Origin of the sequence: Hartmannibacter diazotrophicus, from assembly GCF_900231165.1 — a bacterium.
GTDB classification, from domain to species: Bacteria; Pseudomonadota; Alphaproteobacteria; order Rhizobiales; family Pleomorphomonadaceae; genus Hartmannibacter; species Hartmannibacter diazotrophicus.
In genome coordinates this window covers 2,067,883-2,093,225 of sequence record NZ_LT960614.1, presented here as the reverse complement: position 1 = coordinate 2,093,225, position 25,343 = coordinate 2,067,883, and the positions used below count along the sequence as shown (strand labels likewise).

Annotated in this window: 26 protein-coding genes; 10 read left to right on the top strand and 16 right to left on the bottom strand. The window is 62.8% G+C overall.

What is annotated here, in order from left to right; genetic code table 11:
* Positions 1–65 precede the first annotated feature (65 nt).
* Positions 66–239 carry a hypothetical protein gene (locus HDIA_RS25285; RefSeq protein ID WP_157775463.1) on the bottom strand — a complete coding sequence of 58 codons (174 nt, stop codon included), beginning with the start codon at positions 237–239 and terminating at the stop codon, positions 66–68.
* Positions 240–788: 549 nt separating this feature from the next.
* Between HDIA_RS25285 and HDIA_RS09765 the strand changes: the two genes are divergently transcribed.
* Positions 789–2,453, top strand: coding sequence for an adenylate/guanylate cyclase domain-containing protein (locus HDIA_RS09765; protein ID WP_162292628.1), 1,665 nt, complete (start codon positions 789–791; stop codon positions 2,451–2,453).
* A 430-nt stretch (positions 2,454–2,883) separates the two neighbouring features.
* Positions 2,884–4,071, top strand: a complete 1,188-nt coding sequence (locus HDIA_RS09760; protein WP_099555994.1) for an MFS transporter — start codon at positions 2,884–2,886, stop codon at positions 4,069–4,071.
* A 105-nt stretch (positions 4,072–4,176) separates the two neighbouring features.
* Here the strand turns inward: HDIA_RS09760 and HDIA_RS09755 are convergent, their stop codons facing one another.
* Both HDIA_RS09755 and HDIA_RS09750 read right to left on the bottom strand, forming a co-directional pair.
* A complete protein-coding gene (locus tag HDIA_RS09755; RefSeq protein ID WP_099555993.1) occupies positions 4,177–4,674 on the bottom strand; it encodes a DUF192 domain-containing protein in 498 nt (165 codons plus the stop codon).
* 64 nt (positions 4,675–4,738) lie between these two features.
* Positions 4,739–5,314 (bottom strand): cold-shock protein, encoded by a 576-nt coding sequence (locus HDIA_RS09750; RefSeq protein WP_099555992.1) that lies wholly within the window; start codon positions 5,312–5,314, stop codon positions 4,739–4,741.
* Between the two features lie 397 nt (positions 5,315–5,711).
* On the opposite strand from HDIA_RS09750, the gene HDIA_RS09745 reads away from it, so the two are divergent.
* Both HDIA_RS09745 and HDIA_RS09740 read left to right on the top strand, forming a co-directional pair.
* Complete coding sequence (locus HDIA_RS09745; protein WP_099555991.1) at positions 5,712–6,152, top strand: VOC family protein; 441 nt, start codon at positions 5,712–5,714, stop codon at positions 6,150–6,152.
* A 428-nt stretch (positions 6,153–6,580) separates the two neighbouring features.
* Entirely contained in the window at positions 6,581–7,606 is a 1,026-nt protein-coding gene (locus HDIA_RS09740; protein WP_157775461.1) for a D-Ala-D-Ala carboxypeptidase family metallohydrolase, read from the top strand.
* A 26-nt stretch (positions 7,607–7,632) separates the two neighbouring features.
* Here the strand turns inward: HDIA_RS09740 and HDIA_RS09735 are convergent, their stop codons facing one another.
* Positions 7,633–8,541, bottom strand: a complete 909-nt coding sequence (locus HDIA_RS09735) for a hydrogen peroxide-inducible genes activator (protein WP_099555989.1) — start codon at positions 8,539–8,541, stop codon at positions 7,633–7,635.
* A gap of 332 nt (positions 8,542–8,873) precedes the next feature.
* Positions 8,874–9,554, bottom strand: coding sequence for a glutathione S-transferase N-terminal domain-containing protein (locus HDIA_RS09730; protein ID WP_157775459.1), 681 nt, complete (start codon positions 9,552–9,554; stop codon positions 8,874–8,876).
* A gap of 584 nt (positions 9,555–10,138) precedes the next feature.
* On the opposite strand from HDIA_RS09730, the gene HDIA_RS09725 reads away from it, so the two are divergent.
* On the top strand, positions 10,139–10,348 hold the full coding sequence (locus HDIA_RS09725) for a hypothetical protein (protein ID WP_099555987.1): 210 nt from the start codon (positions 10,139–10,141) through the stop codon (positions 10,346–10,348).
* A 161-nt stretch (positions 10,349–10,509) separates the two neighbouring features.
* Positions 10,510–10,899 (top strand): hypothetical protein, encoded by a 390-nt coding sequence (locus tag HDIA_RS09720; RefSeq protein ID WP_099555986.1) that lies wholly within the window; start codon positions 10,510–10,512, stop codon positions 10,897–10,899.
* Between the two features lie 576 nt (positions 10,900–11,475).
* On the opposite strand, the gene HDIA_RS25280 is transcribed toward HDIA_RS09720, so the two are convergent.
* Positions 11,476–11,850, bottom strand: coding sequence for a hypothetical protein (locus tag HDIA_RS25280; protein WP_157775457.1), 375 nt, complete (start codon positions 11,848–11,850; stop codon positions 11,476–11,478).
* Positions 11,851–12,030: 180 nt separating this feature from the next.
* Here HDIA_RS25280 and HDIA_RS09715 point away from each other — a divergent pair, with 180 nt between their 5' ends.
* From HDIA_RS09715 to HDIA_RS09700, 4 genes are all read left to right on the top strand, one after another.
* A complete protein-coding gene (locus HDIA_RS09715) occupies positions 12,031–12,423 on the top strand; it encodes a hypothetical protein (RefSeq protein WP_099555985.1) in 393 nt (130 codons plus the stop codon).
* A 417-nt stretch (positions 12,424–12,840) separates the two neighbouring features.
* Positions 12,841–14,796, top strand: coding sequence for a potassium transporter Kup (locus HDIA_RS09710; RefSeq protein ID WP_099555984.1), 1,956 nt, complete (start codon positions 12,841–12,843; stop codon positions 14,794–14,796).
* Between the two features lie 141 nt (positions 14,797–14,937).
* Positions 14,938–16,833, top strand: coding sequence for an ABC-F family ATP-binding cassette domain-containing protein (locus HDIA_RS09705; protein WP_099555983.1), 1,896 nt, complete (start codon positions 14,938–14,940; stop codon positions 16,831–16,833).
* 44 nt (positions 16,834–16,877) lie between these two features.
* Entirely contained in the window at positions 16,878–17,225 is a 348-nt protein-coding gene (locus tag HDIA_RS09700) for a cupin domain-containing protein (RefSeq protein WP_099555982.1), read from the top strand.
* Between the two features lie 33 nt (positions 17,226–17,258).
* Here the strand turns inward: HDIA_RS09700 and HDIA_RS09695 are convergent, their stop codons facing one another.
* From HDIA_RS09695 to HDIA_RS09655, 10 genes are all read right to left on the bottom strand, one after another.
* Complete coding sequence (locus tag HDIA_RS09695; RefSeq protein ID WP_099555981.1) at positions 17,259–18,791, bottom strand: acyl-CoA carboxylase subunit beta; 1,533 nt, start codon at positions 18,789–18,791, stop codon at positions 17,259–17,261.
* 84 nt (positions 18,792–18,875) lie between these two features.
* Positions 18,876–19,643 (bottom strand): ATP12 family chaperone protein, encoded by a 768-nt coding sequence (locus HDIA_RS09690; RefSeq protein ID WP_099555980.1) that lies wholly within the window; start codon positions 19,641–19,643, stop codon positions 18,876–18,878.
* Positions 19,640–20,314, bottom strand: a complete 675-nt coding sequence (locus tag HDIA_RS09685) for an HAD-IA family hydrolase (RefSeq protein WP_099555979.1) — start codon at positions 20,312–20,314, stop codon at positions 19,640–19,642. Before HDIA_RS09685 ends, HDIA_RS09690 begins: the two co-directional genes overlap by 4 nt.
* A gap of 161 nt (positions 20,315–20,475) precedes the next feature.
* On the bottom strand, positions 20,476–20,718 hold the full coding sequence (locus HDIA_RS09680; RefSeq protein WP_099555978.1) for a hypothetical protein: 243 nt from the start codon (positions 20,716–20,718) through the stop codon (positions 20,476–20,478).
* Positions 20,719–21,035: 317 nt separating this feature from the next.
* Positions 21,036–22,004, bottom strand: a complete 969-nt coding sequence (locus HDIA_RS09675; RefSeq protein ID WP_245884223.1) for a YVTN family beta-propeller repeat protein — start codon at positions 22,002–22,004, stop codon at positions 21,036–21,038.
* A 2-nt stretch (positions 22,005–22,006) separates the two neighbouring features.
* The gene (locus tag HDIA_RS09670; RefSeq protein WP_099555977.1) at positions 22,007–22,543 is read right to left on the bottom strand and encodes an SRPBCC family protein; all 537 of its coding nucleotides are present in this window, start codon (positions 22,541–22,543) and stop codon (positions 22,007–22,009) included.
* Between the two features lie 180 nt (positions 22,544–22,723).
* Positions 22,724–23,764 carry an RluA family pseudouridine synthase gene (locus tag HDIA_RS09665; protein ID WP_245884222.1) on the bottom strand — a complete coding sequence of 347 codons (1,041 nt, stop codon included), beginning with the start codon at positions 23,762–23,764 and terminating at the stop codon, positions 22,724–22,726.
* A complete protein-coding gene (gene crcB / locus HDIA_RS09660; RefSeq protein WP_099555976.1) occupies positions 23,761–24,144 on the bottom strand; it encodes a fluoride efflux transporter CrcB in 384 nt (127 codons plus the stop codon). Before crcB ends, HDIA_RS09665 begins: the two co-directional genes overlap by 4 nt.
* Positions 24,145–24,378: 234 nt before the next feature.
* The gene (locus HDIA_RS25275; RefSeq protein WP_157775455.1) at positions 24,379–24,564 is read right to left on the bottom strand and encodes a hypothetical protein; all 186 of its coding nucleotides are present in this window, start codon (positions 24,562–24,564) and stop codon (positions 24,379–24,381) included.
* Between the two features lie 163 nt (positions 24,565–24,727).
* Complete coding sequence (locus HDIA_RS09655; protein WP_099555975.1) at positions 24,728–25,222, bottom strand: cytochrome b; 495 nt, start codon at positions 25,220–25,222, stop codon at positions 24,728–24,730.
* Positions 25,223–25,343 lie beyond the last annotated feature (121 nt).

The window sequence follows — 25,343 nt, the reverse complement described above, 5'->3', positions numbered from 1 at the left end:
GGTATTCCTGCCCGACTCCGCCACGGGTTTACCGCGCCGCTTGCTGTCCCTCTCGCAGGTCCATCTCAGTGGAGGAAATAGACGAGGCTCGCGGCCTGCACCCAGAACAGCATCGTGCCGAAGATGGCGATGCGTCTGATGTTGTGAGCGTGAGCGGAACGACGCGGCGGATATGCAATGTCCAATTGCTCGGCATCGGCGTCACCAGCTCGCGTGGTTTCGACCGGAACTCCCCTCATCGACCAATCTCCCGTTCAAAATCAAGGTGATGTACATGAACGAAGGTTGGGTCCCGCGTTCCGAGGAAATTCCCCTTTTGATTGTGCCACCTCCGTATACATCTTTTAGTATTAATCCCGGCTTAAGAATGATGGTTATCGAGAGGTTGACGATGGCGAAATCTGCCCCCATCCGCCCGCCGATCGCCTGATCCGCCAAGGGATTAGCCCACCTCGATCGATCCTCGCGATTTTCCGCCTTGCGCCCGAAGGCACGGTGGCCCCGAGGTCCTTTTCCATGCCGTCAGGGCCTTGCCGCGATCGTGATCAGGCGCTGGCTGACAGCGAAATGACAGCCAGCGGCGAATGTGCGATATGACCGCCTCATGACCGGGTTCGGCGTTCGCTCCAACCCATCAAGTGATGCCCGATGCGCACCGGTCTCGATGCGGCCCTCGGGCCAACCGAATTTGTCTGTTGCCCCCGTTTCCCGTCTTCGGATCGAGACTGAGCAAGGGGTGTTTTTCGAGGTCGCGCCGCCCGACCCGGCCGGTCCAACAGGAGCAGTCGTTGATATCCATTCGCCGGCTACGGCTCGTGACAGGGCTCGTCCTCTTCGTCTATGTGACCGGCCATCTTCTCATTCTGGGACTTGGCCTTGCCGGCATCGATTTCCTGAAGACGGCCGGCAACAGGTATGGAGCCCTTTGGGGCAGCCCTGTCGGCCTGATATTGCTCTACGGCTCCATGGCGACCCACCTCGCCCTCGCCTTTTACGCCCTCTACCAGCGCAAGAGCCTCAAAATGCGCCCGTTCGAGGCGCTGCAGATGGTCCTCGGCTTTGCGATCCCGCCGATGCTCGTCCTCCACGTAATCTCGATGCGGATCGCCTATGAACTGTTCGGCATCCCGAACGACTACCGGATTCTGCAGGCCCAGTTCTGGAACGGCGCCACGGCGAACGCGGCCTTCCAACTGACGGTGTTGCTGATCGTCTGGGTTCACGGTTGCATCGGCATCTATTACTGGCTGCGTCTGAAGCCCATCTTCGCCGCCTGGCGCTCTCCCCTCGCCGCGGCGTGCACGGCCGTTCCACTCATTGCACTGACCGGGTTCATCGCGTCCGGCCGCGAGGTTCATCTCCGCAGCCTTGCCGATCCAGACTGGCTTGCGGCGACGCTCCGGCGGACGGCAGAAGTCACCGACGCCCAGAAGGCGACGCTGTCGCTGATCCACGACCGTTTCCTGATCGCCTTTTCGGCCGCGCTCATCGCGACGCTCTGTTTGCGGCTGCTGCGCAAGATGTGGCTGGCGCGCGGTCGGCGTTTCCGCATGCAGTATGCGACCGGTCCAACCGTTTCGGCCCCGGTCGGCCTTTCGATTCTTGAAGTCAGCCGCTCCCGCGGCATCCCCCACGCCTCGGTCTGCGGCGGAAGAGGCCGCTGTTCGACCTGCCGTGTCCTGATCGACGGCGAACCGGGGGTGCTGGAGCCGCCAAGCGACGACGAAATCGGCGTTCTGCAGCGGGTCAAGGCTCCACCGCGCGTCCGGCTTGCCTGTCAGGTGAGACCGAAGGGCGACCTGACCGTAACGTTGCTGCTGCCGCCACAGGCGAGCCTTGCCGATCTGCATTCCGGCCACGATGCCCGCCAAGGCGAGGAACGCGTTCTCGCCGTGATGTTTGCCGATCTTCGCGGCTTCACCACGCTGTCGGAGTCCAAGCTTCCCTATGACGTCGTGTTCCTGCTCAACCGCTTCGCCCGGGAAATGGCGGAGGCTGTCGAGCAGAACGGCGGTCATGTCGACAAGTTTCTCGGCGACGGCATCATGGCGCTGTTCGGGTTGTCGGGGAGCGCGGACGAGGCGGCGCGGGGTGCGCTCAAAGCCGCGCAGGAAATGGAGCGGCGGCTTGTGCGCCTCAACAAGAGCATTGCCACAGAGCTTCCGACGCCCCTGCGCATGGGCATCGGCCTGCATGCGGGGCCCGTGATCGTCGGCGAGATCGGCTATGGGCGGGCAACGAGCTTCACGGCGATCGGCGATGTCGTCAACACGGCGAGCCGCCTGGAAGCAGCCACCAAGGAACTCGATGCCACGGTGGTCGTCTCCGAGGCCTTGCTGAACCTTGCCGGCGAAACGCTCGATGATGCGGAATCCCGCGAGATTGCCGTGCGCGGGCGAACGCAGCAGATCAAGGTCCGTGCCCTTGGAACCTTGTCGGTGCAGGCCGGCTGACCGGCCCGTCCAAAGGTACCCTCAAAGGCAGCCCGGCAATCGATCTGCCCGATGCGCAGTCCGGCGCCTGTCCAGACAAACAGCGCGTCAGGCGTCCAAGACCTTCTTTCGAGAATCCCGAAATATCAATTCGGGTCCCGGCCAATTATCGCACCGGGACGCAGATCGTAAGTAACTGCCCGAAAGGGCAGTTCCATGCATCTCGACCGGATCGCCATCCGCACACGCCACGTTGCCGTCCGCCGCGACTGTCTTCCCGAGGCTTTCCGCCTCCGGAAGGGTGCGCGGCCCAACCGCGGCCTTTGAATTTCACTGGACCATCGGATCGAGCTTTCCGCCTGCGCTCGCGCCGGACCTTCAGTGCTGCCCGTCCCGGCCCTTCAGGCAAGGGTCACCCGTCTTACTCTTCAATCAACAGGGATCTCTCTCAATGAGCGTCGCATTCGAATCGGACGGCAGGTGCCCGGAGCCGGCGGTCGCCACCAGATGGGCGCTGCTGGCGCTCGCTATCGGCGCCTTCGGGATCGGCACCACGGAATTTTCGCCGATGGGTCTTCTGCCGGTGATCGCCAACGGTGTCGACGTTTCGATCCCCAAGGCGGGCCTGCTCGTCAGCGCCTATGCCGGCGGGGTGATGGTGGGCGCGCCCATCATGACGATCGCCTTCAGCCGCTTCGGCAAGCGGACCGCGCTGATGCTGCTCATGGGCATCTTCACGCTGGGCAACCTCATGTCGGCCCTCGCGCCGAACTACGATGTGCTGCTGCTCGCGCGCCTTGTGACCAGCCTCAACCACGGTGCCTTCTTCGGGCTTGGCGCGGTGGTCGCTGCGGGACTCGTGTCCAGGGACAAGCAGGCCGCCGCGGTGGCAACGATGTTCATGGGCCTGACCATCGCCAATATCGGCGGCGTGCCAGCGGCAACCTGGATCGGACAACAGGTCGGCTGGCGCATGGCCTTTGCGGGCACGGCCGTCCTCGGCCTCGTTGCCATTGCCGCGCTCGCCATGGCGCTCCCAAGGGGCGAGCCCGGCAAGATGCCGGACATCCGGCGTGAACTGCGCGTCCTCACCCACCCCAGGGTTCTGCTCGCCATGGCCACGACGGTTCTGGGCGCGAGCGCCATGTTCTCCCTCTACACCTATGTGGCGGCGGCGCTCGAGACGCTTGCGGGCGCGTCGGGAGCCTTCGTGACGCTCTGCCTTGTCCTGATCGGTGTCGGCTTCACTGCCGGCAACTGGATCGGCGGACGGCTTGCGGGATGGTCTCTGGACGGCGCGACGATGCTTTTCCTCGGCGCACTGACGGCGATCATGCTGGTCATGCCGCTGCTTCTGCCAAGCCATATCGGCGCGGCTGTCGGACTGCTGTTCTGGGGCGCTGCGGCCTTCGCCATGGTGCCGCCGGTGCAGATGCGAGTGATGCACGCCGCCTCGGAAGCCCCGGGCCTCGCCTCGTCCATCAATGTCGGCGCCTTCAACCTTGGCAATGCCATTGGAGCGGCGGCGGGCGGTGCGGTCATCGCTGCGGGGTATGGCTATGCCATGGTTCCCGTGGCAGGCAGCCTTTTCGCCCTCTCCGGGGCTCTGCTCGTCTGGCTGGGGCGCCAGCAACGCTGACTGGCCGGGACCACAGATCGAAAACGGCGGCGTTCGTCAGCCGAGTTGCCTTGGCAGGAGCGCCGCCCCGATTCTGGAGCAGGCGGCGTCCATGACGATGGAGACTTACTGCGCCTGCATCCGTGGCGGTATGTCGACCTTGTCGCCAACCTGAATGCCGAAACGCCGGGCGCCGCCGGCAACCAGTTCCAGCACGTAGCGGATGGGCGAACCGGAGGGGATCATCTCTTCGGAGAGCGGCTTGGCGTTTTCGGCGATCGTCGCGACGCTACCGTGCTCGTCGATGAAGATGATATCGAGCGACAGATAGGTGTTCTTCATCCAGAAATAGGCTGGCGCGGTGCGCCCCATGTCGAAGAACATGCCGTGGTCGGGCGCCATTTCCTTGCGGAACATCAGGCCCCGGCTTCGCTGATCCGGGGTCAGGGCGAGTTCGACCTTGAACGACTTCGGCCCGCCGGTCGTCTCAACGGTCAGCGTCTCCAGGGATGAGGCGGCTCTGGATGCGATTGCAAGCGGCGCATCCAGCCACGACACGGAGACAGCCGCCGCTAAGACCGCGCAGACGCCCAATCCGGCGGCAAGGAGCAAACGCCTCAGCATCGAACCGTTCCGGGCCGAGGCGCGTCCGAATTGCCGCTCAAGGGACACCCTGTCATGGAAGGAATCAGTGCGAGGATGGGGCTCCGCCGGCCGTCAGCGGACGCACCTCGGAGGCCATGAGACCCTTGGGTCCGTCGCCGAAACGCACCAGCACTTCCTGCCCGGGGCGCAGCTCGGCCATGCCGTAACGGCGCAGGGTCTCCATGTGGATGAAAATATCCGGATGCCCCTCACCCTTGGATACGAAACCGAATCCACGAACGCGGTTGAACCACTTCACGGAAACGCGCTCCAGCCCGCTGGTGGGCACGACCTGAACGTGCGTGCGCGAGGGCGCCATCTGGGACGGATGAACGGCGGAGGACTCATCCATGGAAAGAATGCGCAGGGCCTGCAGCCCCTTCGGACGATCCAGAACCTCGCAGACCACCCGTGCCCCTTCATAGGCGGTCTGGAAGCCGTCGCGACGCAGGCAGGTCACATGCAGGAGGATATCCGGCATTTCGTCGTCCGGTACAATGAAGCCGAACCCCTTTGCCACGTCGAACCACTTGATCGTGCCTGCAACCTCGATCACGTCCGCAGTGACTTCGTCTCCGACGCCGGAAACAGACTTCAGATCCGACTCCACCTTAGCCATGAGAATGGCCCCTCCCCTACGACAGCAACTATGCCGGCCACATCACATCAACAAAAAAAGTTGATTCCCGCGAATGAATCTTAGCACCGAATGCCCAGGTCTTCGCAAGTGCACGGACGCGATTCCTGCCCGTTCTCCTGCGAAAATCCGAATCAGTGGCATGAAAAGCAAACTCCAACTGTCGTTACGACGGCAACTCCTTGCCGAATTCTAAGGCAAGTGGCCACCAAGCCTTTGTTAACTATTTGTTAACTCTATATAATCATTGGACTTCGCTTTTTCCACACGATTTCCTGAACCAGAACTCAAAAAATCCGAACCGCCATTTTCAAGAAACGGACATGCTCCTACATCAGGATAGGTTGCCCGCCTTCAGGATCAAGATCGAGGATATTTCATGCGCTATCTGCACACCATGGTCCGCGTGGCCGATGTCGACGCCGCTCTGGACTTCTACTGCAACAAACTCGGGCTCGTCGAAGTCCGCCGGAACGACTACCCGAACGGTCGCTATACGCTGATTTTTCTGGCCGCGCCAGATGACCGCGAGAGGGCCAAGGCCGGCGCGGCGCCGCTCGTCGAACTCACCCACAACTGGGATCCGGAGGCCTACGGAGAAGGCCGCAATTTCGGCCATCTCGCCTATGAGGTCGACGACATCTACGGCCTTTGCGACCGGCTCATGAAGGCCGGCGTGACGATCAACCGCCCGCCGCGCGATGGCCGCATGGCCTTCATCCGCTCGCCGGACAACATCTCGATCGAACTGCTGCAAAAGGGCGAGGCGCTCGCTCCCGCCGAACCGTGGACGTCGATGCCGAACACCGGGCACTGGTAAGCCGGCCCGCACACGGTCCTGTCCCTTCAAAACCCTAGAGTTGCGCTATTCTAGCAGTGTCGGACGGCCGTCTCCTTGATGGCTGTCAACAACATGGCCGGTGGATTGCCGCAGCAGCAGTCCGCCGGCCATCCGTATTTTTCGGCTTGTCATTCCCTGCGTTGTTGTGGTGTTACTGGCCGCCAATTCCAATTGCCCATGGCATTTCGTCCATTTCGCCATTCCGGCGACTTGCAGTGTCAGTAAGATTTCTGCAACGTCAGGACGATCAACTGATGCGACGAACGCCTGATATTCGTTTGATTCGCACTTAGCCTGTCAGGTAGATTGCCTGCTCAGCGGCAAACACGGGAAACGCCAACGCCATCCAATGGCGCCGGGAGGGATTTGTTCTGAAGACCGCGCTTTGCCTCACGAGTCTTGCTGTCGTGGCGTTGGTGCTCGGCTCTTGCCAGAGCTTGACCGATCCGTCCGAATTCGCCCGCAATTCCACGCAGGAGTCGGCCAGAGCCGCAGCGCAACAGGCAGTCGATACCGCCTCCAAGGACGAGGAAAAGGCTGACGGCGAAAAGACGGCCGACGGCGAGAAGACGGCTGGCGCACCCGAGAGCGCCACCACAGCGGGCACGAAAGAGCAGGCCGACGAGAATAAGACCGCGGACGCTTCTGCAGACAAGGCCAACGGTGAGGCGGCGAAGGCCGAAAAGGCCGCCGAGCCCGCGCCGGGCAAGACGACGGAGACGGCGACCAAGGCCGAGGACGGCACGAAGTCTCAGGACGGCGCCAAGACGGAGACGGCCAACGGCGCGGACGGCAAGGCGACCGAAACGGCAAAGGCCCTTGCAGCCGCCGAGAACCAGCCGATCGTCGAGGCGAGCGTCGAGGCGCCGCCGGAGGATGACGAACCGGAGGCGGCAGCCTTTCAAAAGCCCCACCGCGTGGAGAAGATGGACAGCCTGCCGGGGGTCGACTGGCCCGAGGGAATCGTCCTGGTGTCGCGTTCGCCGGATGACGACCCGAGCGACTTCTTCACCAATGGACCGATGCATCCCTTCTCCATGCGTGTGCCGGGCGTTCCGGCCAGCGCGGTCGTTGCCGGCAACGGGCTCCTGCTCGCACGCAGTTCAATTCAGGTGGGATGCCTGAAACCGCAACTCGTCTCCCTGGTACGCCGGGCCGAGGCGCGTTTCGGCAAGAAGGTCGTGATCACGTCCGGCTATCGCTCGCCGCCCTATAACCGGCGGGTCAATGGCGCGCGCAATTCCCAGCACATGTACTGCAACGCGGTCGACCTCTACATGCCCGGCGTTGCCCGCGACACGCTGGCCAAGTTCTTCTTTGCCCAGTCCGATCGCGGCGGCATCGGTCTCTACTGCCATACGCAGGCGATCCACATCGACATCGGAAGCCGTCGCGCCTGGCGCTGGCCGTGCTATCGCCGGCAGAAGAGCTGATTGTTCGGCAACGCTGACGGGGAGCGTCAGGCAGGGGCCACCAGGCTTCCCGAACACCCTGCCACGGATGGCAGCAGACGCCGGAACTCCTCCGCACGCGGGTTCGATCGGCGCCATGCCATTCCGACCGCCCGGCACGGTTCCGGCGAACTGAAACGCGAGACCTGAATCTCGGACGGATCGACGGGGACGCTGCGCAGGAAGATTTCCGGCAGGAGCGTAATGCCCTGCCCCGCCGCCACAAGCTGAAGGATCGTCGACAGGCTGGTGACGCCGCTCGAGCGCAAGCGGCGCGCGTCGATGCCGCCGCAGACGTTGAGCGTCTGATCCCTAAGGCAATGACCGTCTTCCAGCAGCAGCAGCGATTCCGGCGCGATCTCGCTGGCGGCATGGACCTGCAATTCGGCGAACCGCCCGCGGTTGGGCCTTGCCAGCAGGAAGGCGTCGCTGAACACTGTCACTTCCTCGAAGGACGGATGCTCGAGCGGCAAGCTTGCGATCACGAGGTCCAGCGTTCCCGCCGCCAGTTCGTCGACAAGCGTCGCGGTGACCGTCTCGCGGATGGAGAGCTGCAGACGCGGAAATTCCTCGCTGAGACGCGGGAGCAGCTTGGGCAGCAGATAGGGCGCGATCGAGGGAATGACGCCGATCCGCAGCGGCCCGGCGAGGTCGCCGGCCTTGCGGGAGGCGAAGGACTCCAGATCGCCGACCTCGGCAAGAATACGCCTCGCCCGGGCAACGACGCCCTCGCCGGTCAGGGTCAGCCGCGCGCCACTCGCCGAGCGTTCCACGAGCGTGGCGCCGAGTGCGGCCTCAAGTTCTCTGATCTGCATGGACAGCGCAGGCTGGCTCACGGAGACCCGTTCGGCGGCCTTGCCGAAATGGCCTTCCTGGGCAAGCGCATCGAGATAGCGGAGTTGGCGCAGCGTCAGCATGATCAGATATTCTTATTTGACTGGTCAGAACTTACAATTGGAACTTATCGCAAATAGCGACCAATATCCGGGTTGTCCGCAGCTGAAACGCCTGCAGACATGAGTTGTCGCCCCGGACCGGAGGCAGACGCACGCGCTGCGACCGGCCCTCCAATGCTCATTTCGGTGCCTGTTGACCGGCATCGACGGGAACCGGATGGGCAAGAGGCCGCCGTCAACCTACCCTGGCGGCGGCCTCACTCTTTCCGAACTGCCCTGAATACTTTGCAGCGTGTCCCGGCGCGGACAGGCGCCTGCCGCGTCGCCGCAACAGGCCCGTCGCTGGTCCGCCATCAGGCCAGAGCGGTTTCGCCCTGCGTCACCCGCTTCAGCCAGTCGGAGATCTCCGCCTCGTCGCCGAGAATCGGATAGTCGCTGATGGTCGTTGCCCAGGTCAGGGCACCGGCGAGGATGAAATCGACATAGAGAGGCGACTCGCCACCGAGGTAGGGCGACGAGCGCAGGACGTGGCGCACGGGCGCGAGGGTCTTGCGAAATTCGCCGAGCTTGTTCTCGCGTCCGGCGGCCGCCTCTTCCAGCGTCTTGCCGAGACGCTTTTCGCGGCTCTGGCGGAAATAGACCTGGTCCGCTTCGGTGAGGTGGGCGTGGATGTCCTTGGCGATCAGGGGGAAAGCCAGCGCTGCAAAGGTCATGTTCGCAAAGCCGTCCATGAAACGCGCACTGGCCCGGCCGGCCGGGCCCGGCGAGAAGAGGGCCGGTCGATCAGGGAAGGTCTCCTCCAGATATTCAGCGATCGCGAAGCTCTCCACGATCCGCGTCTTGCCGTCTTCAAGCTCCAGAACCGGAACCGTCGGAAATCCGCCGCCGCCGATTTCCGGGACCGCAGTGAACGGGGTCGGCACTGTCTCGACGCTGATTCCCTTGTGGCGAAGAGCCAGCTTTACCCGCCAGCAATAGGGGCTGAAGCGCAGCTTCGGGTCCGCTCCGCAAAGATCGTAAAGTCGCAAGGTCATGAACAGCCTTTCCTTATTCATCGCCGATCGTCCGTCGCGGGGCCGTGGGCCGCCGCGCCGAATTCCGCGCGCATGTTAAGGAATGGCAGGGCGAGCGGGACAAGCCCCTGCCCCGGAAAAACGCTCGTGCGGCGAACACAGGTTGGTGATCCGATTTTAAAATTTTTAAGCCGCACCGCTGACTCGCCTGCAAGGCGATCAGGACAATCATCTGAATGTTTTCAAAATCCCAATTTTTTCAAATATTTTCGCGCATTGATCTACATCAACGACAGGGCATTTTTCGCCCTCTGAAACCACCTATATATAACTCGCCAGTAATTCTGGCTTTTACTTCCCAATGCCTCGCTTTGAGCGCATATCTACCCTTCATTTTCTGCATATTCAGTTTTTCTAACACGGTAATTCAGATTTTTTATCGCGATATAAATCGGTTAGACGCATTTTAAACGTTTTAAATTTTTTAATTGCCTATTCCCAAATCGGCATATTCGTCCTACCTATGTTGCAACGCCGCAAAACGAACCGAAGGGAAACGAAGGAAGCGCCTGGCGGGTCACCACAAACACAAGGGGACCTCTCGCATGGAACTGCTTCTTTCGATCTGCCTTCTCAGTTCACCGGTCGACTGCCGCAAGGAAAACATCGTCGTGTCGATGGACCCCGTCGGGCCCATGCAGTGCATGATGACCGCGCCGCAGACCATCGCCCAGTGGAATGAGTCGCATCCCAAATGGCGGGTCGTTCGCTGGCAGTGCACTCCCCGTGAGCGGGTCAAGAAGTTCGCGATCTGACGCGAATGGCCAGTTCGAGGGACCCAGACCGACGCCATCGTTGACGTCAAACCGTGCAGGAAGGCGCTTCCACGTCTCCTTTCCGCATGCCGAAATGACGTGGAACCGGGTCGCCGCGCCCTAACAGAATAGCGGGCGACCCATATGATGTGGAGAAAACAATGTCCGCTACTCGTCCGTTCGCCGCCCGAATCGCCGCTGCTGCCGCTGTCGCCGCTGTCGTGACCGCCGCCGGGTTCGCATATGCCGGCGCTCGTGACACCGGCGCGGCCGGTGCCCTCTATGCCGCCGGCGCAGGGTTCCACCAGACCATCGGCACCACCCATGCCATCGGCACATTCACGACCGCCGGCAACGCCTGCGCCATGACCATGGTCGTCGGCGCCGCCGATCTGGAAGACGCCCTCGTGCAGCCGGCCCGTGTCGCGTTCTCCCTGCCCTCCGGCCAGCAGGCCGCGGTCGAAACCCAGGACGGCAGCTCGCTGACGTTCACCTGCGCCAAGGATGCCGGCTCCGTTCGTATCGCCAAGGTTCAGCCCGGCGCGATCTGATCGGCCTTTGCGGCCCGCAGACTTCAGGCTTTTCGATGCCGCTGTGCCCCACCGGGCGCAGCGGCATTTTCTTGTTTTCAGGGCGGCGTTCGTATGCGCTTCGGTTTTGTAATTTTTCTTACAGAAGCCGAATATTCCCGATTTCCGTGGGAAAGCTGAGCGTTAACGGACACAAAATCGTATACAAATGCCACAAACAAGCCACCAAACACCTCAGAATGTAACATTTAACCACAAATGACACAAAATTGCCATATTTCTGGGTGATTTGTTTCAAATCGGCAAAGTTCGAACACAAAAGTATCCGCCGGAACGAAAGCTTCGGTAGTGCTCTTGTGGATGGCGGTGCGGTTGGTTCAGTTCGATCGTTCAAGAGGCGGAACGGGAGACTGGCCCACTTTCAGGCCTTCGCCATCGTTGGGATCAATCTTTGATGCCCGCGATGTGTTGGGTCCTGATCGTCACCGCGTTCGTTTGGGGCCGGGTTTGAAAGCGGTTCATCCCAATCGTTTGTATACGAACAAATGAATCGCAGCAGGCCATTTTCGAATGCCATGGGGCTGGGTTTTCCGTGCCTCAGGTGATCGTGTTTAAGTTGTTTTTGAGACCTTTAGCCGTCCGGAAACGGCCGGCACCAAGATCGCCGACAGCAGTTTTGCTTGCCGGCATATTTGATGATCTGTTGATTTTCGATGCGGTGTTTTTGATCAAGACTATTGTTTTTGTAAGACCTGCACCTTCGAGGAGACGCTGGAGCAGATCGGGGAGGAATTCGTCTTCCGGGCAGCGCCCAGGATAGACAACGGGGGGAAAACCGGGATCACGGCTGTGGTCACGGATCCGGATGTCCCGAATTCCTTTCCTGATTCTCCAGATTCTGCGACCGGTGCACATTGCCTGCACTTGCGGCTGTGAGCGCGATGTCTGCCTTCCGGCGATATCGCTGCTCACAGCTGTATCTTCGCAGCCCCATTGCACGACGGCGCCCCCGTCCGAAACAAGGCTGCGGAAACGCTCCCGCTTGCATTTTTTCGCAAGTGCGGACGCAGAACCGGCACCGGATTTCGCCGGAAATACACAGACTTTTAGAACCATTGCGCGATGCGGCGCTTATTTTTCGAGGATTTTTCAATGGCTTTCAGGATTCATTTGACCGGAACCACAGTTGCTTTCAGCGTTGCCGCGGCCATGGCCATCGCGACAGGCCTTGCGTCGGCCAAAGGTGCCGCGACGCAGGCGGGCGCCCTTGCCCTCACGCCGGCGGTCGGCTTCGACATGGAGATCGGCGGCCAGCGGGCCATGGGCTTCTTCATGACGGAGGCCCGCGCCTGCGCCATGACGCTGATTTCCGTGCCGCTGGAGCCCGAAGGTGCCCGGACGATCGAACCGGCCCGGCTCGAGTTTCTGCTGGAGAACAACACCGACGCGTCGTTCAAGACGCCGGAGGGCCCTGCCCTGACCTTCCGCTGCGAGCAGGCCGGCAAGCAGCTCTCGATCTCCGGGGCGCCGGAGGCCACGAGCTGACCACGCAGGAAGACGTTGCGCGGATCGTTGGCATCCTGCGCGTCGGACCGTCCGAAAGCTGCGGGCATTCTTCAGCCCAACGCTCACGGGCGGTCTGAAACGCCTGACTGTCCGCGCTGTCCTGGCGCCCGACCTGGAGCAAGGCACCTGACGATTGCCCCTCGGGCAAGGGCGCGAATATCCGAAGGCCGTTCGGCGAAAGCCGTTCGGCCTTTCGCCATTTGGCTGCAAGATGTATAGACCCTCGGCCAGCGTGTTGACGGGAACGCCGTCTCCGGGCGTCGATCGTCCCGGATCCGGTTGGCCATACCGATCGGAATATGCCGGGCCGGCCGGTGATCTGCCCGGCGGCCCCGTTCGATGACGTCTCGCCGAAACGGCGGGACGTTCCAGGTGACATCTATTCAGGCGCAATGCATGCCAGATGAGCCCAAGCTCCAAGCCGATGTGACCGACGCCGACGCGTCGACGTCATTGCCTCCGTCTCCCGAGACAACCGCATCCGACCATCCGGGGCACAAGAAAGCCAGCGTGCTCACGCTGGCGCTCGGCTCGGTCGGTGTCGTCTATGGCGATATCGGCACCAGTCCGCTCTATGCGTTGCGAGAAGCGCTGGCGCATACGGCCTATGACGGAATCTCGCGTGCCGATGTGGAAGGCATCGTCTCGCTGCTGCTCTGGTCGCTGGTCGCCATCGTCACGATCAAATACGTCCTCTTCCTCATGCGGGCGGACAACAAAGGCGAAGGCGGCATCTTCTCGCTTCTGGCCCTTGCCCAGGGCGTCATGAAATCGCGGACGACCTTCGTGCTTGTCGTCGGCATCCTTGGCGCGGCGCTGTTTTATGGCGATGCCATCATCACGCCGGCCATCTCGGTGCTTTCGGCCATCGAGGGCCTCAGGATCATCACGCCGGTCTTCGACGATTTCGTGGTGCCGCTGACGATGATCATCATCGTCGGCCTCTTCTTCGTTCAAAGCCGCGGCACCGGCGCCGTTGCGGCCCTGTTCGGACCGCTGACGGCGATCTGGTTCCTGGCGCTCGCCGGCGCCGGCCTCATGCATATCAGCGACGATCCGGCCATCCTGCTGGCGCTCAACCCCCTGAATGCCGCCGAATTTCTGCTCAACAACGGCATGGGCGGCCTTGCGGTGCTCGGTTCCGTCTTCCTGGCGGTCACCGGCGCGGAAGCGCTCTATGCGGACATGGGCCATTTCGGGCGCACGCCGATCCGCCTCGCCTGGCTCGGCCTCGTCTTTCCCGCCCTTGCCCTCAACTACATGGGCCAGGGCGCCTTCGTGCTCGCCCATCCGGAGGGCGCGGAAAATCCCTTCTTCCTGATGCTGCCGGATGTCGCCCGCCTGCCGATGGTCATCATGGCAGCCATCGCCACCATCATCGCCAGCCAGGCGGTCATCACCGGCACCTTCTCGCTGACACGGCAGGCGGTTCAACTCGGCATCCTGCCGCGCCTTGAAATCCGCCACACCTCGGAGACCGAGGAAGGCCAGATCTACCTGCCGCGCGTCAACTGGATGCTCTGCGGCGGCGTGCTGCTGCTGGTCGTACTGTTCGAATCGTCCTCCGCCCTTGCCTCGGCCTACGGCATCGCCGTGACGGGCACGATGGTACTGACGAGCCTTCTCGCCTTTGTTGTCGTCCACCGCGTCTGGAAGTGGTCGCTGGCCCTCTCGATCCTGGTCATCGTCCCCTTCCTTTTCATCGAGCTGATCTTCCTGTCCGCCAATCTCCTGAAGATCGCCGAAGGCGGCTACATCCCGGTCGCCATCGCCGCCTATCTGGCGCTGTGCATGTGGACGTGGGTGCGTGGCACCAAGATCGTCTACGAGAAGGCGCACCGGGAAAGCCTGCCGCTGACCGAACTCATTACCTCGCTCGGCCGCAAGCCGCGCACGCGCGTTCCCGGCGTCGCCATCTTCCTGACCAGCGATCCGGAGATGGTGCCCTCGGCCCTGATGCATAATCTCAAGCACAATCAGGTGCTGCACGAGACCAACGTCATCTTGCAGGTGGTCACGGCCCCGTCGCCGAGAGTCCCGGCAGACAGGCGCATCGAGCTGACGACGCTCAGCGACGATTTCAAGTTGCTCAAGCTGACCTACGGCTACATGGAACAGCCGAACGTGCCGCTGGCGCTGGCCGACTGTCGCCGCATGGGCCTGAAGTTCGACATCATGAAGACGTCCTTCTTCCTCGGCCGGCGCAGTTTCAAGGCGCAGGCAAAGACCGGCATGCCGGTCTGGCAGGACAAGATCTTCATCGGGCTGGCACGTTCGGCCGCCAATGCGACGGACTTCTATCGCATCCCGACGGGCCGCGTTCTGGAGCTCGGTCAGCAGATGACGATCTGAGGTTCGGCATCATTTTTGCTGGTCTTTGCCGCCCGGAACACCGGGCCCTGACATCAAAAGCGCACTCCAATTCGATATCAGGCCATTTCGGGCCGGAAGATCTCTTGCGTCCGCCCTCACTTCACGCCAAAACCCGACCCCATGCTGACAATCACCGACCTCACCTATCGCATTGCCGGACGCACTCTTCTTGAGGGCGCGAACGCGGTCGTCCCGGACGGCGCCAAGATCGGCCTCGTCGGGCGCAACGGCACCGGCAAGACGACGCTGTTCAATCTCATCTGCGGCGAGCTGCATGCGGAGTCCGGGGACATTTCCCTCTCGCGCGGTGCGAAGATGGGGCGGGTGGCGCAGGAAGCGCCGGGCACTGACGACACGCTGATCGAATATGTGCTGAAGGCCGATGTCGAGCGCACCGCCCTTCTGGCGGAGGCAGAGACGGCGACCGATGCCCATCGCATCGCCGATATCCAGATGCGGCTTGCCGACATCGACGCCTATTCGGCCGAGGCGCGCGCGGCGACGATCCTCGCCGGTCTCGGCTTCGATGCCGAGGCCCAGGCCCGGACCTGCAAGTCCTTCTCCGGCGGCTGGCGCATGCGCGTCGCTCTCGCCGCCGTGCTCTTCACCGAGCCGGATCTCCTGCTGCTCGACGAGCCGACCAACTATCTCGATCTGGAAGGCACCTTGTGGCTGGAGAGCTACATCGCCCGCTATCCCTATTCGGTGCTGCTGATCAGCCACGACCGCGATCTTCTGGACAAGGCGGTCACCGGCATTCTCCATCTGGAGCACAACAAGATCACCTTCTGGAGGGGTGGCTATACCCAGTTCGCCCGCCAGCGGCGCGAAAAGGCAATGCTTCTCGAAAAGGCCAAGGAGAAGCAGGACGCCAAGCGCAAGCACCTGCAGAGCTTCGTCGACCGCTTCCGCGCCAAGGCGACCAAGGCGCGCCAGGCGCAGTCGCGCCTCAAGATGCTGGAGAAGATGGAGTTCATCGAGGGCATCGTCGACGAGGTGATGCCGCCGATCCATATCCCGAGCCCGAAGGCGACGCTCGCGCCGCCGATCCTTGCCTTCGACAAGGTCAGCGTCGGCTACGAGGCGGGCAAGCCGGTTCTCTCCAACCTGACCTTACGCATCGACGACGACGACCGCATCGCGCTGCTCGGCAAGAACGGCAACGGCAAGTCGACGCTCGCCAAGCTGATCGCGGAACGGCTGGAGTCGATGGGCGGCTCGATCACCCGCGCCTCCAAGCTGAACATCGCCTTCTTCGCCCAGCATCAGCTTGACGAGTTGGTGCCCGAGGAAAGCCCCGTCGCGCATGTCCGCCGGCTGATGCTGGACGCACCCGAATCCAAGGTGCGCGCGCGAACGGCGAAGATGGGTCTCGACGTCAAGCGGATGGACACCCCCGCCGCGGAACTTTCCGGTGGCGAACGCGCCCGCCTGCTGCTCGGCATGGCGACCTTCCACGGGCCGAACCTGCTGATCCTCGACGAGCCGACCAACCACCTCGACATCGAGGCGCGCGAAAGCCTGATGGCCGCGCTCAACGACTTTTCCGGTGCCGTGATCCTGATCGCCCACGACCGACATCTTGTGGAAGCCACCATGGACCGGCTGTGGCTCGTCGCCGACGGCAAGGTGCAGGTCTTCGACGGCGACATGGACGACTACAAGCGCTACGTCCTTTCGGGCACGATGCCGAAGCGCAAGGCCGAGCCGGCTGTCGAGGCAAAGCCCGAGATCAAGACGACAGGCTCGGAAAAGCGCAAGCAGAATGCCGAAAAGCGCTCGGAACTGGCGCCGCTGCGCAAGCGCATCCAGGCAATCGAGAAGAAGCTCGAGCAGCTGCGCGGCGCCCTGAGCGGGCTCGACCTCATCCTCGCCGACGCGGCTCTCTTTGCCAAGGACCCGGCAAGGGGCGCGAAATTCGCCAAGGACCGGTCCGACACTGAAAAGGCGATCGAGGCGGCCGAGGAAGAGTGGCTGATGCTGTCGGAAGAGTATGAGGCGGCGGTGGCGGGCTAGAAGCCCCACCGCTCTCGGACGGGCTCAATGCGAAGGATTACCGAATGGCCGAACGCCCCTCCTCCACAGCCGTTCGGGTGACGCTAAGGGACGCTTTCAGCCGCCTTTCCGAAGTCCATCCGTTCGAGACAGTCTTCGAGCAGCGCGAGGAGATTTCGATCGAGGCTTATGCGCCAGTCGGGACCGACAAGCAGCAGCCGCATGACCGGGACGAACTCTATATCGTCGCGACCGGAACGGGCACCTTCAGCCGGGGCGACGAACTCGTCGATTTCGGTCCCGGCGACCTGCTCTACGTTCCCGCCTATGTGCCCCACCGCTTCGAGAGCTTCAGCGACGATTTCAAGGTGTGGGTGATTTTCTACGGACCGGTCCGGCCGAAGCCGGAGTGACCGGCTTTCAGCCTTTCCAGTGGACTCAATCCCTCAGAGAGGAATGTTGTCGTGCTTCTTCCAGGGCATCTCGACATGCTTGTTCTGGAGCAGCTTGAGAGCCCGTGACACGCGCTTGCGGGTCGAATGCGGGAAGATGACCTCGTCGATGTAGCCGCGCTCGGCCGCGACGAAGGGGTTGGCGAAGCGGGTCTCATATTCCTTGATGCGGGCGGCGATTCTCTCCGGGTCGCCGAGTTCCGAGCGATAGAGGATTTCCGCCGCGCCCTTGGCGCCCATCACCGCGATTTCGGCAGTCGGCCAGGCGTAGTTGATGTCGCCGCCGATATGCTTCGACGCCATGACGTCATAGGCGCCGCCATAGGCCTTGCGGGTGATCACAGTCACCTTCGGCACGGTTGCCTCCGAATAGGCGAACAGCAGCTTGGCGCCATGCTTGATGAGGCCGCCGTATTCCTGCGCGGTGCCCGGCAGGAAGCCCGGCACGTCGACGAAGGTGACGATCGGAATGTTGAAGCAGTCGCAGAAGCGCACGAAACGCGCCGCCTTGCGGCTGGCGTCGCTGTCGAGCACGCCGGCAAGCACCATCGGCTGGTTGGCGATGAAGCCGACCGTGCGGCCCTCCATGCGGCCGAAACCCGTGATGATGTTCTTGGCGTGGGTCGCCTGGATCTCGAAGAAGTCGCCCTCGTCGACCGTCTTCAGGATCAGTTCCTTCATGTCGTAGGGCTTGTTCGGGTTGTCCGGAATCAGCCGGTCCAGCGACATGTCGAGGCGGTCCGGATCGTCGTAGACGTCGAACTCCGGCGCATCCGCCTCGTTGTTGGAGGGCAGGAAGTCGATCAGGCGACGCATCTCGATGAGCGCATCGACGTCGTTCTCGAAAGCACCGTCGGCGATCGACGACTTCACTGTGTGGACCGAAGCGCCGCCGAGCTGCTCGTGAGTCACGGTCTCGTTGGTGACGGTCTTCACCACGTCCGGGCCGGTCACGTACATGTAGGACGTGTCGCGCACCATGAAGATGAAGTCGGTCATCGCCGGCGAATAGACGTCGCCTCCGGCGCAGGGGCCCATGATCAGCGAGATCTGAGGGATGACACCGGAGGCCAGCACATTGCGCTGGAAGACCTCGCCGTAGCCGGCGAGCGCGGCAACGCCTTCCTGGATGCGGGCGCCGCCGGCATCGAAGAGGCCAATCACCGGGGCGCGGTTCTTCAGCGCCATGTCCTGGATCTTGACCATCTTCTTGGCGTGCGTCTCGGAGAGCGAACCGCCGAAGACCGTGAAGTCCTTGGAGAAGAGGAAGACGGTGCGGCCGTTGACCGTGCCCCAGCCGGTGACGACGCCGTCGCCGGAGATCTTCTGGGATTCCATTCCGAAGTCGGTGCAGCGGTGTTCGACGAACATGTCGAACTCCTCGAAGCTTCCCTCGTCGAGCAGGATCTCGATGCGCTCACGCGCCGTCAGCTTGCCGCGGCCATGCTGGGCGTCGATGCGGCGCTGGCCACCGCCCATGCGGGCGGCCTCGCGGCGGCGATCCAACTCGTCGAGCACTTCCTTCATGGTCTTCCCCCTGAAATCCGCTGTTTCAATCGGCTTAGCCGCCCCGCCGGCCACCGGCAAGGCACCTTCGTGCCGCACCCTGCCCTACCTTTGGGTGAGAATGGCGGCGGCCTTCATCTCGTCCGAACGCCACGCACGCCGGCTGACGGCCTCGGCGTCCGTGCCCCATTGCTCGGTGTTCCAGTCCTCATCGACGTTGGACGCCGCGAAGGCCTCCTCGAAGCCGAGCCGACCTTCGACGATGGCGAGCGCCAGCAACACCGACCCTGTGATGGTAGTGAACTGATGCGTCGCCGAAAGAAGAAAGGGATCGCGCGGAATGGCCGCCAGAACCGCCGGGACGACCTTCTCGTCCTGCGCGACCGGCATGACGCCGCCGGCCAGCCTGAAGGTGAGGCCGAAGCGGCCCTCCGCCCATTTGACGACCGGATCCCAGTGCGCGCTCTGGCGCGCGACAAGACCGTCGGGGCCTTCGGCGCGGTAACAGAGCAGATCGGTCCCGGCATATTTGGCCGCGTCCTCGGCCACCGCCTCGACGGCGTTGGCCACCCCGTCTATGGCGGAATGGACGAGACGCGTCACCGGCATCGTTGCCGGATTGATGTGCGTGCCCTGCGCGGCCCACTCGGCGGCCATGGTGTCGGCGGCCGGGCGATGCGGCACGCCGACGATCCTGCGGCCGGGCGTGCGGATCGGCCGCCCATCGAGATGAATGGCGAAAAGACCGTCCAGTTCTGCGACCGTCACGTCCATGTAGAAGCGCTTCGGCAGTTCGCGGCGGGATTTTTCCTGCGCCTTGCGAACCGGATCAAAATCCTCACCAGTCACCAGATCCTCGAAGACGTCCTTCATTGCGCGGCCTCCCGGACAAGGAAGCGGTCGAGTTCGGGCATCAGATCCGCATAACTGTCGACGATCGCATGGGCACCGGCGTGCTGGAGGCTCGTCGCGTCGTGATAGCCCCACGTCACACCGACGGCGCGCGTGCCGGCGGACCGGGCCATCTCCATGTCGAAGGCGGTGTCGCCGATGACGACCGTGTCCTCGGGGTCCACGCCCATCTCGGCCATCGCATCGATGACCATCGCCGGATGCGGCTTGGACGGGGCATCGTCGGCGGTCTTGAGCACGGCGAAATGCTTCTCCAGGCCGTGGCTGCCGAGCACCGCCGTCAGGCCACGGCGCGACTTGCCGGTCGCAACGCCGAGCAGTACGTCCTCGCGCGCCGCGAGGGCCACGATCGCCTCAAGGCAGCCGGGATAGAGCGGTTCGACGACGCCGTCGATACGGGACTGGTGAAATGCGGCCTTGTAGGCATCGACCAGAGCCGAGACTCCGGGCTCGTCGAGGTGTGGCGCAAGACGGCCGATGGCAATGGGCAACGACAGGCCGACGATGCCGAGCACGGCCTCGCGCGCGGGCGCCGCGTAGCCGCAGAGCGCGAAGGCCGATGTCATGGAGCCGACGATCATGTGCTGACTGTCCACCAGCGTGCCGTCGCAATCAAAGAGAACAAGTTTCAAGAGCCTGACCGATCCGTCTGTCGAGATGCTGCGGGAATGACGGCGAATATAGGCAATTCACCGTCGTCGCGCATCCTGACGCGATCTCAATAGACAACGTTTTTCCGCGCGTCGAGTCGGCCGAAAGACGGTCAGGCAAGCACCGGTGGCCGCGCCGAGGGTCAGTCCTTGTCGGCCAGGAACATGATGGCGAAGCCCATCTGGACGCTGGAAAAGGTCAGGCCGATCGCAAAGGTCAGGACGACAGCGGCGAGGCAGCCGGACGGCGAGGAGGTCACGAGCGCGCCGAGGCCGCCAATGTCGAGCATCAGGATGGTCGTCACGAAAGCGATGGCAATGCCGAAGCCGATGAGGGCGTGCCGGGCCAGAAAACGCACAAGCAGGGGAAGAGTGCGAACCGTCATGGTGAAAAATCCCGCCGGCGGGATCGCAGGGCACCGGGCAAGGGCAGAAGGGAAAGAGGCGCCGAAGCAGGGTTCTTCGGCGCCCTTCCTTAAACACGAACTTTCGCCCAAATGCCTTAAGCAACCCGCCGCGAATTCATCTCAGCGCAGCGTGGCGCTCGAATCAATACGTAAAACCGGAAAAGATCCCCCATCGGGATTTGTTGCTATGCGCTGAAGGCAGATGGACAGCCAATTGCCGGATTCGTGCCATTTTTCACGCCCGGAAGGCCGGCAGGATGCTCCGGCCCTCCGCCTGTTCCGGGGAACAGCAGCCCTCAATCCACCTTGCGGATGAACTGCCCAAAGGCGCGGGTGCCGTCGTCGACATCCACCTCCCGCAGCACCTTGTGGCTCTCCGCATCGATCTCGGAGAGCGTATCGAGGTCCCAGTTGGCGACGTAGACCTTGGTGCCGTCGAGGCTTGTGGCAATCCCTTCGGGGAAGCCGTCGACGTCGAGCGTATCGACCGGCTCCAGCGTCTTCACGTCGAAGATCGTGATCTCGCCCGCGTGCTGGTCGGTGACGAAGCCGTGCCCTTCCGTGATCGCGACGCCATAGGGCGTGTCGCCGACCGGAATCCGCTTGATCTCCTTGAGCGTCTCCAGATCGACGACCGACACGTCGTTGGTCTTCACGTTGGCGACGAAGGCGCGCTTGCCGTCTTTCGTCGCCGTCACCGCGAAGGGACGCTCACCCACCTTTGCGGTGCCCACAACTTTGAGGGTCGCAAGGTCGATCACGGAGATCTGGTTGCTGTCGCGATCGCAGGTGAGAAGCCGGGTGCCGTCGGCCGTCGCCCACATGCCGGAGGGCGAGTCACCGACGGGGATGTCGGCGATCCGCTCCAGGCTCGCCGTATCGAAGACCGTGATGCGGTGGCGGAACCAGTCGGCGATGAAGAGCCGCTTGTCGTCGGTGGAAATCTCGATGCCGAGATAGCCATGCTCGAGCGGCACCTGCTTCAGCACCTTGCGCGCGGCGGTATCGATGACCGTGAAGAAGAGGCCCTCGGGGCTCGTCACATAGGCCCGCGAGCCGTCGTGCGAGACGACAACGCCCGCCGGTTTGCCCGCAACCGGGATCGTCGCCACCACTTCGAAACTATCGAGATCGACGACGGAAACGGTTTCGGACAACTGGTTGGTCACGAAGGCTTCATCGGCCCGGGCGCCGGCAGCGGCGGCAAGGCCGAAAACGAAGAAGGCGAGCCAGAGGCCCGCCTTCCGGAACACCAAGGCGGCCACGATCAGCTGCCGCTTTCGATCTTCGCCTTCAGCGCCTCGAGACCGGACTTGTAGACGCCGGTCACGGCGTTGATGGCCGCCTCGTCGTTCAGTTCCGGCGGCGGGTCGTTGTTCGGATAGCCGCGGTAGAAGGCGCCCCACCAGGTCACCTCGGACTTGTCGCCACCGAGATCCTTCACGGTGATACGCGAGGAATAGTTGGTCACGGGCAGCACCGCCACGTCGTCCTTTTCGAGACGGTAGAAGAGCATCATCTTGGCGGCGTCGAATTTCTCCAGACCTTCTTCCAGCACGCCGCCGCCCTTCAGCGTCAGCTTGCGGGTCGCGCCGATCTCGCTGCCGCCCTCGCCTTCCGTCTTCTCGACGGCCGGATGCCAGCTCATGTCCTGAAAATTGCTGACCACAGCCCAGACCTTGTCGGCGGGCGCATTGATCTCGACGGTTTCGGTGACCTTCTGACGAGTCGGACCGTGCGCCGAGGCGGTCATGGGCATAAACGCCACAAGACCGGCCACAAGAGCTGCGAAAAGGGTTTTCATGGCTGGTATCCTCCTTGGACCGATGTCCGTACTCCGCTGCGTTTTGATCTGCTGGACGCTTGCGAGACACGCGCCAGACGCAGACTGGTGAGATGAGTAACGCCGTCGGGTTTCCGGTGCAACGCCTGCATGGGCGGGCACGACATAGCGTCGCACCCACCGGCGCTCAAACATTCTTGATCAATCTTCCGGGAACTTGGGATCGGCCTTGTCGAGGTCCTCGATATCAAGGCCAAAGCTGTTCCAGCTTTGCAGCATGTGGGGCGGCAGGGGCGCCGTCACGTCGATCGATCCACCGCCGGCCGGGTGCGGAATTGTCAGACGGCGGGCAAGCAGATGCAGGCGGTTCTGAATGCCGCCGGGAAATTCATAGTTCTCGATGTCGAAATAGCGCGGATCGCCGATGATCGGATGGCCGATCGACTGCAGGTGGACGCGAAGCTGGTGGGTACGTCCCGTGACCGGCTTCAGCGTCAGCCAGGCAAATTTCTGCGCCACCGCCTCGACGGTCGAATAATAGGTCACCGCGTGCTGAGCATCCTTCTCGCCGTGACGCGCCACACGCATCATCTCGCCGTCGGGTGTCGCCTCTTTCTTGAGATAGGAGGAAATCTTGCCCTGCCGCGGCTTCGGCACCGAATAGACGAGCGCCCAATAGATCTTGCGCGCCGAGCGGGTCTGGAAGGTTCGGGCCAGCGTCGAGGCGGCGAGACGGGTGCGCGCGACGAGCAGGCAGCCGGACGTCTCGCGGTCGAGCCGGTGGACGAGGCGCGGCTTGACGCCCTTCCTGTCGCGCAGGGCCTCCAGCATGCCGTCGATATGCCGCGTCATGCCCGAACCGCCCTGGACGGCAAGACCGGCGGGCTTGTTGAAGACGAAGACATGTTCGTCCTCGTAGAGAAGCAAGGAACGCAGATAGTCGGCCTCGTTGGCCGAGGCGACCTGCTTCGGACGTGCCATCGGCGCGCCGGACGCATCGAACATCGCCGGACCGCCATCGCCGGTGTTCAGCGGCGGAACGCGCACCACCTGGCCCGGCTGGACGCGATTGTCCGCCTTGACCCGGCCGCCATCGAGACGGACCTGGCCGGAGCGCAGCAGCTTCTGCAGATGACCGAAGCCAAGACCGGGATAGTGCTCCTTGAACCAGCGGTCGAGGCGCATGCCGGCCTCGTCTTTGCCAACCGTCACCATCTCGACCTTCATGACCGGCGTACTCATGCTAGGGCCCTCACAATGGCAAGGCCGGCAAACAACGCGGCGAGCGAGGCGACGACCGACCCCAGCACATAGCCGGCGGCCGGCAGCATCGCACCGCGCTCGTAGAGTGTCACCGCGTCGAGCGAAAAGGAAGAAAAGGTCGTGAAACCGCCGAGCATGCCGACGGCGACGAAGAGGCGGATTGGCTGCGCGCCGCCGAATTTCAGGGCCCAGAGCTCGATGAAGGCGCCCATGACAAAGGAGCCGATGACGTTGGCGGCAAAGGTTCCCCAGGGAAAGCCCGGCCCGACGAGTCGCATGACGGCGATGCCGAGCAGATGGCGACCGGTGGCGCCGATCGCTCCGCCAAGGGCAACCAGAAGAAGGTGAAGCGGTGACAAACGTAATTCCGAAGCTGTAACGGGCCAGAGACTGCCAAGGCGCCACTCAGGTGCCCTTGGAACCAACTCCTGCCTGTAGCATGCGGGACAGAGGCTAGGCCACTCCCCGGACGCCGAATTTTCCTGCAGCCCGGACGCGGCCGGCGGACAGCCGGCACCGAGCGTATTGCGGGATTTGTCGATCCCGCCTCCCCGCGCGGTGTCGCCACCCGCCGACCGCAAAGGCCGACGGCTTCAGGCCGTTTCGTCGACGAGCTGTCCGACGCCTTCCGCGAGGGCGGCTTGGGGGGTGTCGGAAACATCACCATCGAAGTCGCCGTCGGCATCGACCTTGTTGGATGTTGATGCCGCCTGCGACTGGAACTGGGCCTTCAGCGTGGCGGCCATGGTCGCCGAAGAGGATACGGATGATATGGACATTGCAGATCTCCCTTTTGACTGCAAATACCCATATGGTCTTCGTTCATGAATAAATTGTTAAATTGATGATTTTTACTTATTATTTCCATGTAGTTACAAATAAAATACGGACAACCGAAATCATTCTTTCGGCTGTCCGCTCAATTTATACTTTACCTTCTCTTTATCCGGCGCGAGTCATGCGCGTCAGCGTTCCATCACGCAGCCAGAACTGATGAAAGAGGGCACCAGCCACATGGAGAGCGATGAGCACAATGAAGGCCGGCTTTACCAGCGTGTGGATGTCGCCCCAGGGATCGCCGAGATAATAGGCGGCAAGGCCGAGGACCGGAGCGAGAACGAGAAGGACGTAGAAGGCGAGATGCGCCAGCTTGGCGAGCAGAACCTGCGGCCCGCTGGCGCCGGACGGCTCTGGAGCCCCACGGCTGAGACGCAGAATGATACGCAGCCCGACCAGCACAAGAATCGCGATGCCAACCCAGTAGTGCAGCGATCCCATCAATTGATCGTTGGCGCCGACCGCCTCGCCTTCTTCATGGGCGTCGACCAGTTCGGTCATGCTCTCGCCGAAGATCAACTGGAACAGCACACAGGCCGCGATGGACCAGTGAAGGAAAATCTGAAGCCCCGAATAACCCAGCCGTCTGGTATTCGTCATATGGACCTGCCTTGAACTTGTCGCCCGGCCTGCGCCGGCGAGGTTGCCGCATCCCACGCTTCATGGAAGGGGGATCCTCCCGTCTTGCCGGACCATGACGGCCGGCTCTTTCAGGGAGGAT